The 12,205-nt window shown below is 62.8% G+C and carries 15 protein-coding genes; 13 read left to right on the top strand and 2 right to left on the bottom strand.

Features of this window, described 5'->3' with window-relative positions; genetic code table 11:
* Positions 1 to 74: 74 nt before the first annotated feature.
* Genes AC6CIG_RS08010 through AC6CIG_RS07980 form a run of 7 tightly spaced genes read left to right on the top strand, consistent with a single transcriptional unit; the run spans position 75 to position 6,524 of the window.
* Positions 75 to 809 (top strand): PIG-L deacetylase family protein, encoded by a 735-nt coding sequence (locus AC6CIG_RS08010; protein ID WP_437407667.1) that lies wholly within the window; start codon positions 75 to 77, stop codon positions 807 to 809.
* Entirely contained in the window at positions 806 to 1,480 is a 675-nt protein-coding gene (locus AC6CIG_RS08005) for a 4-carboxy-4-hydroxy-2-oxoadipate aldolase/oxaloacetate decarboxylase (RefSeq protein WP_100673151.1), read from the top strand. The genes AC6CIG_RS08010 and AC6CIG_RS08005 overlap by 4 nt, the downstream gene beginning before the upstream one ends.
* 41 nt (positions 1,481 to 1,521) lie before the next feature.
* Positions 1,522 to 2,406, top strand: a complete 885-nt coding sequence (locus tag AC6CIG_RS08000; RefSeq protein WP_018095074.1) for an NAD(P)-dependent oxidoreductase — start codon at positions 1,522 to 1,524, stop codon at positions 2,404 to 2,406.
* A gap of 1 nt (position 2,407) precedes the next feature.
* Entirely contained in the window at positions 2,408 to 3,925 is a 1,518-nt protein-coding gene (locus AC6CIG_RS07995) for a tripartite tricarboxylate transporter permease (RefSeq protein WP_437407666.1), read from the top strand.
* 24 nt (positions 3,926 to 3,949) lie between these two features.
* Positions 3,950 to 4,939 carry a tripartite tricarboxylate transporter substrate binding protein gene (locus AC6CIG_RS07990; protein WP_437407665.1) on the top strand — a complete coding sequence of 330 codons (990 nt, stop codon included), beginning with the start codon at positions 3,950 to 3,952 and terminating at the stop codon, positions 4,937 to 4,939.
* Complete coding sequence (locus tag AC6CIG_RS07985; RefSeq protein ID WP_437407664.1) at positions 4,936 to 5,442, top strand: tripartite tricarboxylate transporter TctB family protein; 507 nt, start codon at positions 4,936 to 4,938, stop codon at positions 5,440 to 5,442. The genes AC6CIG_RS07990 and AC6CIG_RS07985 overlap by 4 nt, the downstream gene beginning before the upstream one ends.
* 23 nt (positions 5,443 to 5,465) lie before the next feature.
* Positions 5,466 to 6,524 (top strand): 4-oxalomesaconate tautomerase, encoded by a 1,059-nt coding sequence (locus tag AC6CIG_RS07980; protein WP_437407663.1) that lies wholly within the window; start codon positions 5,466 to 5,468, stop codon positions 6,522 to 6,524.
* Between the two features lie 65 nt (positions 6,525 to 6,589).
* On the opposite strand, the gene AC6CIG_RS07975 is transcribed toward AC6CIG_RS07980, so the two are convergent.
* Positions 6,590 to 6,904, bottom strand: a complete 315-nt coding sequence (locus AC6CIG_RS07975) for a DUF1476 domain-containing protein (RefSeq protein WP_018095079.1) — start codon at positions 6,902 to 6,904, stop codon at positions 6,590 to 6,592.
* 229 nt (positions 6,905 to 7,133) lie between these two features.
* On the opposite strand from AC6CIG_RS07975, the gene purC reads away from it, so the two are divergent.
* The 4 genes from purC (at position 7,134) to AC6CIG_RS07955 (ending at position 9,425) form a co-directional block, all read left to right on the top strand.
* Entirely contained in the window at positions 7,134 to 7,898 is a 765-nt protein-coding gene (purC, locus tag AC6CIG_RS07970) for a phosphoribosylaminoimidazolesuccinocarboxamide synthase (RefSeq protein ID WP_003531407.1), read from the top strand.
* 18 nt (positions 7,899 to 7,916) lie between these two features.
* Positions 7,917 to 8,159, top strand: a complete 243-nt coding sequence (purS, locus tag AC6CIG_RS07965) for a phosphoribosylformylglycinamidine synthase subunit PurS (protein ID WP_003531405.1) — start codon at positions 7,917 to 7,919, stop codon at positions 8,157 to 8,159.
* Positions 8,160 to 8,240: 81 nt separating this feature from the next.
* On the top strand, positions 8,241 to 8,912 hold the full coding sequence (gene purQ, locus AC6CIG_RS07960; protein WP_018095081.1) for a phosphoribosylformylglycinamidine synthase subunit PurQ: 672 nt from the start codon (positions 8,241 to 8,243) through the stop codon (positions 8,910 to 8,912).
* Positions 8,913 to 9,017: 105 nt separating this feature from the next.
* Positions 9,018 to 9,425 carry a hypothetical protein gene (locus AC6CIG_RS07955; RefSeq protein WP_437407662.1) on the top strand — a complete coding sequence of 136 codons (408 nt, stop codon included), beginning with the start codon at positions 9,018 to 9,020 and terminating at the stop codon, positions 9,423 to 9,425.
* A gap of 344 nt (positions 9,426 to 9,769) precedes the next feature.
* Here the strand turns inward: AC6CIG_RS07955 and AC6CIG_RS07950 are convergent, their stop codons facing one another.
* Positions 9,770 to 10,093 carry a DUF1127 domain-containing protein gene (locus AC6CIG_RS07950; RefSeq protein WP_324761825.1) on the bottom strand — a complete coding sequence of 108 codons (324 nt, stop codon included), beginning with the start codon at positions 10,091 to 10,093 and terminating at the stop codon, positions 9,770 to 9,772.
* Between the two features lies 1 nt (position 10,094).
* Here AC6CIG_RS07950 and AC6CIG_RS07945 point away from each other — a divergent pair, with 1 nt between their 5' ends.
* Positions 10,095 to 11,513: an aminotransferase-like domain-containing protein gene (locus tag AC6CIG_RS07945; protein ID WP_018095084.1), complete on the top strand. Its 1,419-nt coding sequence runs from the start codon at positions 10,095 to 10,097 to the stop codon at positions 11,511 to 11,513.
* A 90-nt stretch (positions 11,514 to 11,603) separates the two neighbouring features.
* Positions 11,604 to 12,191 carry an acyloxyacyl hydrolase gene (locus AC6CIG_RS07940; protein WP_018095085.1) on the top strand — a complete coding sequence of 196 codons (588 nt, stop codon included), beginning with the start codon at positions 11,604 to 11,606 and terminating at the stop codon, positions 12,189 to 12,191.
* Positions 12,192 to 12,205 lie beyond the last annotated feature (14 nt).

Genomic DNA, 12,205 nt, shown 5'->3' with positions numbered 1-12,205 from the left:
GGCTCGGCTTTCGTATTAGCACCGGGCCCCTGTCGGATGCCAGTGTCCACTCCGAAGAATGAAGGAGCATGGATATGCATCAAAAGACCGGACTCGTCGTCAGCGCGCATTCGGCCGACTTCGTCTGGAGGGCTGGCGGCGCGATCGCGGCCCACGCAAGACAGGGTTATGCAGTCACAGTCGTTTGCCTGTCCTTCGGCGAGCGCGGCGAGTCGGCGAAGCTCTGGAAAAAGTCGGGAATGACTCTCGAGGCCGTGAAGGCGGACCGTCGGCGCGAGGCGGAAAACGCCGCGAAGGCGCTCGGCGTTCGCGATATCCTGTTCTACGATCTCGGCGACTACCCCATGCAGGTGACGCCGGAAGCCTTCGATCGGCTGGTGGACCTCTACCGCGAAATACGCCCGGAGTTCATGCTGACGCACTCGCGGCAGGACCCTTATAACTTCGATCACCCGATGGCGACCGAGTTCGCGCAGCATGCGCGTGTCATAGCCCAGGCGCATGGGCACAAGCCCGGCACGCCCGTACTCGGCGCCCCGCCTGTCTATCTCTTCGAGCCGCACCAGCCGGAACAATGCAATTGGAAGCCGAACTTCCTGCTCGACATCACCGATGTCTGGGAGAAGAAACTGACGGCGATCAAGTGCATGGAGGGACAAGAGCATCTCTGGGAATATTATACCCGTGTCGCCCTCCAGCGAGGCGTCCAGGCCTCGCGCAATTCCGACTACAAGATCACCTATGGAGAGGCCTACGAGGCCGTGTTTCCGCATGTCACCGGTACACTCGGACATGGAGCGCTGGCATGAGCGTCGTTCACCGGAATATCGAGCGGACCGGTCAGAGCCTTGTCGACGCCCTGGCGGAGTGCGGCGTTGCGACGGTCCACGAGGCGATGGGCCGCACCGGCCTGATGCAGTCCTATATGCGCCCCGTCTGGCGCGGGGCGCGCGTGGCGGGTACGGCGGTGACGGTCTCGATACCGCCTGCCGACAACTGGATGATCCATGTGGCGGTCGAGCAGTGCCGCGAAGGCGACATTCTCGTGGTCGCACCGACCTCGCTGTGCGACGCCGGCTATTTCGGCGAATTGCTTGCAACCTCCCTTATGGTGCGTGGCGTGCGCGGTCTGATCATCGAGGCCGGGGTACGGGATGTCAGCGAATTGGAGGAAATCGGCTTTCCCGTCTGGTCACGGTTCGTCTCGGCACAGGGAACGGTGAAGGCGACGCTTGGTTCGGTCAACGTGCCGATCGTCTGTGCAGGCGCCACCGTGGCCCCCGGCGATGTCGTCATCGCCGACGACGACGGGGTCATGGTCGTGCCGAAAGCGCAGGCAGAACAAGCCGTCGCGGCCTCGCGCGCGAGGCTTGAGAAGGAGCGCAAGACGCGTGAGCGGCTGGCCGCCGGCGAACTGGGACTGGACATTTACGACATGCGCGGCGCACTCGCAGCCAAAGGACTGAAATACATCGATTGAAGCGGGAGATGGCGCAGGAGCCACTTCCGCAGGGAGGACGAATGACCACGATTGCATTCATCGGCTTCGGCGAGGCAGCGCAGTCCATCGCCGGCGGGCTTGGCGGCCGGAACGCCGCGCGGCTCGCCGCTTACGATTTGCGCTTCAACGACCCGGCTGCTTCCGACGCCCTGCGGGCACGAGCGGCGGAACTCGGTGTCGAACCGCTCGACGACGTGGCCGGCATTGCTTCCGCGGATGTCGTGCTGTCGCTCGTCGTCGGTGCCGCGACGAAGGCCGTCGCCGCCTCGGCGGCGCCGCATCTTTCCGGCGAGGCGGTCTTCATCGACCTCAACTCCGTCGGGCCGGACACCAAGGCCCTCGCAGCCGGCGCGATCGCTACCGGGAAGGGCAGCTTCGTGGAAGGCGCCGTCATGGCGCGCGTGCCACCCTATGCCGAGAAGGTTCCGATCCTCGTCGCGGGCAAGCGTGCCGTCGAGGTGGCGGGGCGCCTGAACGCGCTCGGCATGAACCTCGAAGCGGTCGGCGATACCCCTGGCCAGGCTTCGTCGCTGAAGATGATCCGTTCGGTGATGATCAAAGGTGTCGAGGCCCTGCTGATCGAAGCTCTGTCCTCGGCGGAGCGGGCCGGCGTTACCGAGCGCATTCTTGATTCGGTCCAGGAGACCTTTCCCGGCCTCGATTGGCGTAATGTGGCCGACTATTACCTGTCCCGGACCTTCGAGCACGGCGCCCGTCGCGTGACAGAGATGACCGAAGCAGCCGAGACGATCGAATCGCTCGGACTGAGCGCCCCCATGTCGCGGGCTGCCTGCGAGACGATCGCTGCCGCTCATGCGGCGATGAAGGATCAGGGGCTCTCCGTAAATGACGGCTATCGCGGTTTCGTACCGGTGCTCGCACGCCGCCTGGCGAAGGACAGTTGAGATGGACGGTATCTTACAGTCGCTCGGCGTCATCTTCAGCCTTTCCGGCGTTGCCGTACTCGTCACCGGGGCCCTGCTCGGGATCGTCATCGGCGCCCTGCCCGGACTTGGCCCGTCGATCGGATTGAGCCTGCTCATCCCGTTCACCTACAATCTCGGCCCCGAGCTCAGCATGCTGCTGATGATCTCGCTCTATACCTCAGCCGAATATGGCGGCTCTATCAGCGCTATCCTCCTGTCGACCCCGGGCACGGCCGCCGCTGCGGCGACCGCGATCGACGGCTATTCCATGGCTCGACAGGGCAAGGCGAACGAGGCGATCGCGATTTCGCTGACTGCCTCCACCGTCGGCGGGGTTCTCGGCGGGCTTGCGCTGCTGCTGCTGGCCATGCCGCTCGCCTCGCTGGCGTTGAAGTTCGGACCGGCCGGGTACTTCGCCGTTGGCGTGTTCGGCCTGAGCTCGGTCGCGGCACTGTCCGGAGGTTCGCTGGTCAAGGGTCTTGCCTGTGCCGCCTTCGGTCTTGCGCTGGCGACGGTGGGCATAGATCCGATCGCCGGCACGCCGCGCTTCACCTTCGGACTTTTCCAGCTCTATGAGGGCGTACCGTTTCTGGCGGCACTCATCGGCCTCTTCGCCGTGTCGGAAGCGCTCGCGATGGTCGAGAGCCGCATGGTGTCGGCGCCGTCCATCAAGGACAAGGTCGGCCACGTCTTCATGTCCGCGGCGCTGTGGAAGGAAACCTGGCGCTCCATGCTCTCCGGTTCGGCCATAGGCACCCTGCTCGGAATTCTTCCCGGTGTCGGCGGCAACATCGCGTGCTGGGTCGCCCGCGATTATGCCCGCGCCCGGGACCGTCATCCCGAAGAGTTCGGCAATGGCTCCGCAAACGGCATCGCGGCACCTGAAGCCGCCAACAACGCCACGGTCGGCGGCGCACTCGTACCCCTCCTTGCGCTCGGTGTTCCCGGTTCCCCGACGACCGCGATCATGGTCGGCGCACTCATCATGCACGGTCTGCATCCCGGTCCGCAGCTCTTCAACGAGGCGCCGTCACTGGTCTATGCGATCCTTTTCGGAACGATCATCGCGTCGCTGGTGCAATATGCCGCGGGCTCTCTTTTCCTGCCGCTCATGGCCCGGGTGATGCGGCTGCCCGACGCGGTGATCGCCGTCGGCATCATGGCCTTTGCCGTTCTCGGCGCCTTCGCCATCCGCAACCTGATGTTCGACGTCTACCTGATGCTCGGCTTCGGAGTCGTCGGCTATCTCATGAAGAAGCTCCGCTTCCCGGTCGCCCCCGTCATTCTGGCGATGGTACTCGGCTATCTGGTGGAGTCGAACTATCGTACCGCGCTCGTGTCCTCGCAAGGCGACTACACGATCTTCGTCACCGATCCGATCAGCCTGATCTTCCTCATCCTGAGCCTCGTCAGCCTGCTGACGCCTCTTTGGCGGCGGATCCAGGCGCGCCGCGCCAGTGCGCGGACCGAAGAAACGGCGGACTGCACTGTCCGTTGAAAGCATCCAACTGGAGGAGAAGACATGAGTATTACAAGAAGAACGTTCGGCGCGCGCATGGCAGGCGCGGCTGTGGGGCTGGCCCTCGTCCTGTCGGGATTTGCAGCACCGGCGAACTCCCTCGCCGCGGATTTTCCGGAAAAGCCGGTGACGCTGGTGGTTTGGGCGGGTGCCGGGGGAGCGCTCGACACTTACGGCCGCAAGCTCGCCGAGCTCCTGGAAAAGGAGGCAGGGTGGACGGTGAAAGTGGACAACAGGCCGGGCGGCAGCGGCGCCGTCGGCGTCTCGCAGATCATGACGCAGCCGGCCGACGGCTACAACATCCTCGTCCTCACCGGGACACTGACCTTCGGCATCGCCCAAGGCCTCATTCCCTTCGAACTCGAGGATTTCCGCCTGCTTCGGGCCATGCAATCGGAGCCGTCTTCGCTTGCGGTGCTTTCCGACAGCCAATTCAAGACCGTCGACGATTTCATCGGATACATGAAGGACAATCCGAACGGCCTGAAAGTCGGCGGCCATGCGCCCGGAGGCTTTCATCAGTACATGCTGTACCAGCTCATGAAGAAGGGCGGCTTCGAAAGCGGCTGGATCCCGCATGACGCGTCGGGCAAGGTGACGCTCGGCCTTCTCGGCAAGCACCTCGATGCTGCCATGATGACGCCATCGACCGGCCTTGCGCAGGTCAAAGGCGGCGAAATCAAGCTGCTTGGCGTTTCGACCGACAAGCGTAGCGCATTCCTGCCCGACGTACCGACGTTCAAAGAGCAGGGCTACGACATCGAAGGGGCGGTCTGGCGCGGTATCGCGGTAAAGGCGGGAACACCCGACGACACCGTCGGCGCCATCCAGGCTGCAGTGGACAAAGTGACTGCATCCGAGGACTGGAAGAAGTTCCAGACCGAGCAGTTCCAGGATAGCCCCGACTGGAAGGAAGAGGATTTCACCAAACGGGCGCAGAGCGATCTCGCCAACCAGGTCGAATTCCTCAAGGCCAACGGATACGTCGAATGAGCGGTCACGTATCGGGTGCTCCGGAACATGACCTCTCCGCCGGGCACGGCGGGGAGGCACCGCACGGGCACTATTGGCAAAACCTCGTCGCGGCTCTTGTGTGCATCGGCTGGAACGGGGGCTTCCTGCTGTTGAGCCTCGGTCTGCCGGCTGGACATTCACGAGGCGATGTCGGGCCGGGTTCGCTGCCCATTCAGGTCGCTGTCTTCGGTACGGCGGTGTCGGCCGTCTATCTCGTTCAGGTCCTGAGGGGCGTCGATCTCGGCGGAACGCACGGCAGGCTCGACATTGCGCGCGTCAGCGGCTTGATGGCCCTCTTCGTCGCCGTGTGTCTCGGCGCGAACTGGATGGGGCTGGCTCTTTGCCTCGGAATCGGCGCGGGCGTGGCGACGCTGCTCTTTCCGGGCGAGAAGCCGCTCGTCCGAGCCGCCGCAACCGGGGCCGGCTTCTGGGCGATCGCCTATCTGGTATTCGGCAAGCTGCTCGCGCTTCCTCTTCCTTGAAACGGCCTGACAGGAGTGAACACATGACGCCAGACGGTATCGCGTGCATGATGATGAGAGGCGGCACGTCGAAAGGCGCCTATTTTCTCGCCGACGATCTTCCGACCGACGCTGGAGAGCGCAACCGGCTCCTGCTGCGCATCATGGGGTCGCCCGACCCGCGCCAGATCGACGGCATAGGAGGGGCCGATCCGCTGACAAGCAAAGTGGCCGTCGTCCGCGCCTCGGCTCGGCCCGGTTTCGACGTAGATTTTCTCTTTCTCCAGGTCTTCGTCGATCAGGCACTGGTAAGCGACAGCCAGAATTGCGGCAATATCCTTGCCGGCGTCGGCGCTTTTGCCGTCGAGCGCGGGCTGGTCGAAGCCGCGGAAGGCGAAACCGCCATCCGCATCTACATGGAGAACACGTCCCAGTCTGCTGTCGCGCGCATCCGCACCGCGAATGGCCGACCCGTCTATACGGGCGACGCGTCGATCGACGGGGTGCCGACTCCCGCCGCACCCGTCTATCTGACCTTCACGGACGCCGCCGGCTCAAGCTGCGGCGCATTGCTGCCGACCGGCTCGGCCGCAAACGAGATCGAGGGTGTTGCCTGCACGCTGATCGACAACGGAATGCCGGTCGTGGTCATGCGGGCGGCGGATTTCGGCCTGACGGGATATGAGAGCCGCGAAGAGCTCGAGGCGAACGAGTCTGTCAAGGCGCGTATCGAGCGCATCCGCCTCGCCGCAGGACCGCTGATGAATTTGGGCGACGTCACGAAAAAGTCGGTCCCCAAGATGACCTTGGTCGCCCTTCCGGTGAATGGCGGCGCCATCATGACCCGCAGCCTCATTCCCCACCGCGTGCATGCTTCGATCGGCGTCTTTGGCGCGCTCAGCGTGGCCACGGCGTGCCTGCTGCCAAACAGTCCCGCAGCGTCCCTCGCCACCTTGCCGGAGGGCGAGGAAAAGACTCTGGCCGTCGAGCACCCGACGGGCCGCATGGAAATCCTGCTTCGGCTCGACAACGCCGGCAGTGTGGAGGAATGCTCGTTTCTACGAACCGCGCGAAAACTCTTCGATGGTCGCGTCTTCGCATGACAGCGGGGGCGCCGCTCAAAGAAACACCGCCCGGTCTCTGCCGGGCGGCGGCATGCAGGTGTCGTTTAGTTTTTCTGTAGCTGTGCAACCGCTTCCGAGAGCAATTCAATCATGCGGACGCGAATGTCGTCTTCGGATATGGCAACGCCAGCCGCGTCGAAATCGGCCTTGATCTTGCGCACGACGTCCTCGTGCCCGGCCTCTTCGAAATCCGCGGCAACGATCTCGCTCGCATAGGCTTCCGGGTCGGACTTGGCGAGAAGACCGGCGGCCCAAAGGCCAAGCAGTTTGTTGCGGCGGGCGGTGGCCTTGAACCTCAATTCCTCGTCCAACGCGAACTTCGCCTCGAAAGCCTTCTCGCGGTCCTGCATCGTCGTCATCAATCGATCTCCCTGAAAAATATGCTGCCCGAAGCACCATCGCCATAAACCAAAAGGCTCTCGAAAGTGCAATGCGCCTTTTCGCCTTCGGCGACTTTCATGATAGCCTAATCTAATCCGGGGATGGAAAGACACGCCGATTGTTAATTGTCTTCTTTTCGGATATGGACCCGCTGAGAAAATTCCCAATGCGCCTCCCAAGAGCGCCAACAACCACAGAGACAGATCCATGAATCGTCGCCGCCGTATCTACGAGGGCAAGGCCAAGATCCTTTACGAGGGTCCGGAACCGGGCACGCTGATCCAGTTCTTCAAGGACGATGCCACCGCCTTCAACAAGAAGAAACATGACGTCATCGACGGCAAGGGCGTACTCAACAACCGCATTTCCGAGTACATCTTCACGCATCTGAACAAGATCGGCATCCCGACCCATTTCATCCGCCGCCTCAACATGCGCGAGCAGTTGATCAAGGAAGTGGAGATCATCCCGCTGGAGATCGTGGTGCGCAATGTTGCCGCCGGCTCTCTTGCCAAGCGCCTCGGTATCGAGGAAGGCACCGTCCTGCCGCGCTCGATCATCGAATTCTATTACAAGGCCGACGCCCTCGACGACCCGATGGTCTCCGAGGAGCACATCACGGCTTTCGGCTGGGCGAGCCCGCAGGAACTCGACGACATCATGGCGCTCGCCATCCGCATCAACGATTTCCTTTCCGGCCTCTTCCTCGGCGTCGGCATCCAGCTGGTCGACTTCAAGGTCGAATGCGGCCGCCTCTATGAGGGCGACATGATGCGCATCGTCCTGGCCGACGAGATCTCCCCCGACAGCTGCCGTCTCTGGGACATAGAGACGAAGGAAAAGATGGACAAGGACCGGTTCCGCCGCGATATGGGCGGACTTGTCGAAGCCTATCAGGAAGTGGCCCGCCGCCTCGGCATCATCAATGAAAACGAGCCGCCGCGCGGTTCGGGTCCGGTGCTGGTCAAGTAATCTCGGGGATAAGCAAAAGTGATCAAGGCACGCGTAACCGTGACGCTGAAGAACGGTGTTCTCGACCCGCAGGGCAAGGCTATCGAAGGCGCTCTCGGCGCTCTCGGCTTTGACGGCATCGGCCAGGTGCGACAGGGCAAGGTCTTCGATCTGCAGCTCGAAACCGCCGACAAGGCCAAGGCTGAAGCCGACCTCAAGGCCATGTGCGAAAAGCTGCTCGCCAACACCGTTATCGAAAACTACAGCATCTCCCTCGCCTGACGGCGGGGGCGGCCATTGCACTGCGTTGAAACAGCCCCGGAAATCCTTATATGCCGGGGGCAAAGGCAAGATAGGTACGTCATGAAGTCCGCCGTCGTTCAGCTTCCTGGTCTCAATCGCGACCGCGACATGATCGCGGCGCTGACGAAGATTTCCGGCAAGGCGCCTGTCACCGTCTGGCAGACCGAGACCGAAATCCCGGATGTGGATCTGATCGTCATTCCCGGCGGCTTTTCCTATGGGGACTATCTGCGCTGCGGCGCGATCGCTGCACGCATGCCGGTGATGCAGGCGATCAAGGCCAAGGCGGAGCAAGGCGTGCGCGTCCTCGGCGTCTGCAACGGTTTCCAGATCCTTGTCGAAGCGGGCCTCCTGCCCGGCGCGCTGATGCGCAACGCCTCGCTGAAGTTCGTCTGCCGCGAGGTGAAGCTGGAAGTCGTCAACGCCGACACCGCGTTCACCCGCGCCTACGCCAAGGGTCAGGTAATCCGCAGCCCTGTCGCCCACCATGACGGCAACTATTTCGCCGATGCGGAAACGTTGAAGGCAATCGAAGGCAGCGGCCAGGTCGTGTTCCGCTATGCCGAAGGCACCAATCCGAACGGCTCCGTCAACGACATCGCCGGCGTCCTGAACGCGAAGGGCAATGTGCTCGGCATGATGCCGCATCCAGAAAATCTGATCGAGTCCGCCCATGGCGGCGCGGACGGCCGAGGACTCTTCGCCTCGGCGCTGGACGTAATTGCTGCTTAAGTTTTGTCATGTAGCACTACGGGCGGAAAACCACTTCGTACTTATGAAATTGCTCCGGTCGCCGCTGGAAGGCGGCATTCGCCACCAGTTCCCGTGAGACCTCCTATGTCATCCATTGTTAACGGACGTTCCTTTGCGCTCGCCTGCGTTGCCGCCAGCCTGACGCTTGTCGCCGGTTGCCAGTCGGGGCGCCCCGCCGCACCGGCCGCGAGTTCCGCCGCGCTGCCGACCATGGAACGCATCGCTCTCGGCGCGAATGGCTGTTGGTTCAAGTCTGGCGATGCGGCGTTCAAAGCCTATCGCCTCGCCCCCGAACTCAACTCCTTCTCCGGACGCCCGCGCATCCTGATCGTGCCGCGCAAATCACCGGAATCGCGCCCGCTTGCCGTGGTCGAGGCCGAGGGTCAACCAGCCCGCCTGCAGGCCTTCGGCCCGCTGATGAACGAGCCCGTAGGGACGCGCATCGCCGCGGATGTGCGCCGCTGGGCCGCCGGCGGCAAAGGCTGCAGCTGATCCGACCATCTTCGGCAACGCGCCCTTCCGCGGGGGCGATGCTCTCACGGAGGAGTCCAGCCAGTCCAAGTATTGGACTGGAAAGACTCTTCCGCGCCGCAGACGCGGCTGCTGGATCCCTGTGACGAGCACAGGGATGAGGGAGGAGCGTGGTCGAACTCCTCGGACCCCATATTCGCAAGCGAAAGTTGTAGGAGCCACACATCCCCGGCCCTCATTCCTGTGCTTGTCACAGGAATCCAGCCAGACCAAGTCATTGGACTGGAAGGACTCTTCCGCGCCGCAGACGCGGGGCCGCTCTCATCTCGTGTGACGGGATAGGGAGGAAAGCAATCGCCGGACACCTACCGCCAGAAAGGGACGGCCGACTCACGCCGCGCCTCTTTTTCACTCACACCGATATCGTCGAGCAGATGCGTGCTCAGTTCGTCGAGCGCCAGACGGCTGCGCCTCTTGGACGCCAGTTTGCAATAAAGCTGCCAAAGCCGCGACAAAAGGTTTCCCGCGCCACTTCGTGAATCAATGCCGAAGCGGGCCGGTGGCCGCGGGTTGCGCTCCCGGGGCTGAATTGCATCAATTGCACCCATTGTCATCACCATTGCTCGCATTGCATCTGCTGCCATAGAGATAATTGACATGAAATGTCGCGCAATATAGAGAATTGTCACTATGACAACTTGGCTTCCCGACATTGAACAAGGTCACGGGCCGCTTTACGCGCGCATCGCCGACCAGATCGAAGAGGCGATCGGCAACGGCACCCTGCCCGCGGGTACGAAGCTGCCGCCCCAGCGCAATCTCGCCTTCGATGTAGGAGTCACGATCGGCACGATCGGGCGCGCCTACGGCATTGTCCGCGAGCGTGGCCTGGTCAGCGGCGAGGTCGGCCGCGGCACCTACGTTCTCGATCATCCGGAAAGCCGGCCGCCGGAGCAGTCGGATCCGCTGACGACGTCGCTTTCAGGGACGCGCCCGCTCATAGCTCCAGCCGGCAAGCTCCGCTTCGACAGCACCGCCGCTCCTGATATCGGACAGGGCGACATCCTGGCGCAATTGCTCGGAGACATCAGCCGCGAGCATCACGGGGACATTGCGAGCTATGCCCGCAACTTTCCGGATCATTGGTTCGAGGCTGGATCTCAATGGCTGGCACGCGGCAATTTCCGGCCTGGGCCGGAAACGGTCGTCCCGACGCTTGGGGCTCATGCCGCAGTCGTCGCGGTGATCTCGGCCGTCACCTCCCCGGGCGACCGCATCGCCTTCGAGACGCTGACCTATTCCCAGATAAGCCGCAGCGCGGGCCTCATCGGCCGGCGGATCGCGCTGGTGGAAAGCGACGAATTCGGAATGCGGCCGGAAGATTTCGAGCGTGTCTGTGCCCAGCAGCACCCGAAACTCGCCTTTCTGATGCCCGGCGCGCAGAACCCTACGGTGGCGGTCATGCCGCTCGACCGGCGCCAGGCAATCGCCGACATCGCGCGCAAATACGGCGTCTGGCTGGTCGAGGACAATCTCTACGGTTCCATGACCGGCGACCCGCTGCCATTGCTGATGGAACTTGCGCCCGAGCGAACCTTCCTCGTCGGCGGACTTTCGAAGTCCGTTGCTGCCGGCGTACGCGGCGGCTGGGTCGCCTGCCCGCCGCATTTCAGCCAGCGCATCCGCGTAGCCCACAAGATGGTGAGCGGCGGCCTGCCTTTCATTCTCGCGGAGCTTTGCGCCCGTCTGGTCCTCTCCGGATCGGCGTCGGTATTGCGCAATCGCGGCGTCGAGGAAATAGGCGCACGCGAAGCTCTGGCGCGCGAGATCTTCACGGGCTTCGATTTCAACTCGCATCCGAAGATTCCGTTTTTCTGGCTGAAGCTGCCCGAGCCCTGGCTTTCCGGAACCTTCAAGCAGGCCGCCCTGCAGGAGGGCGTGCTCATCGACGACGAGGATGAATTCAAGGCCGGACGCTCCGACCGGGTTTTTCACCGTATCCGCGTCGGTTTCTCCTCGCCAATCGAACGATCCGAGGTGCGAAGAGGCTTCGAAATACTGCGCCGTCTCCTCGATAGCGGGCGCGCCGGATACGACAGTTTCGATTGATTACTTTTTAGAGGTGACTTTCGCACAAGCCTCGGCAATCTATTCTTGCTTTTGATCCCGCAGAATTGATTCGCACTGGAAGGTTTGGGCATGAAGGATTTCCGCTCGTTTGCAGGTCGGGGACCGTTTACATTCGTTGCAGCAGCCCTGACGCTTTCGAGCGCACTCATCGGTTCTCAGGCCGGTGCAGCAGAAGGTGTTTTCGATGAATTGCGGTTCGGCGCTACGACCTCGATCGGCAACGGCTCAAATCAGGAAGACGGGGTCTTCCCCTCCGCTACATTGTTCTTCGATCCGCTCGGCGCCGGCAGCGCAAGCGGCCTTGTCGAGAAAATCCTGCGGCCGCGGATCCATGCCGGCGCGTCCGTCGCGACCTCGTCCAGCGGCGTAAACGAAATCTACGCCGGCTTGAGTTGGAATGCCGACATCACCGAGCGCTTTTTCATCGAGCTCGGCGCCGGCGGCACGGTGCACGACGGCGATCTCAATGACGATGGATCGGACGGACCGAAACTCGGCTGCAGGCTGCTGTTTCGCGAATATGCAGCCGTGGGCTACCGTTTCGACGATCACTGGAATCTCTCGGCCACGGTCGAGCATGCGTCCAATGCCAACCTCTGCGACGGCCCGAACGACGGGCTCACGCGCGCGGGGCTGATGCTCGGCTACCAGTTCTAGAGTCCCGGTCCGAC

Source organism: Sinorhizobium sp. GQ132, assembly GCF_059758575.1.
This window is presented reverse-complemented; position numbering and strand designations above follow the sequence as displayed.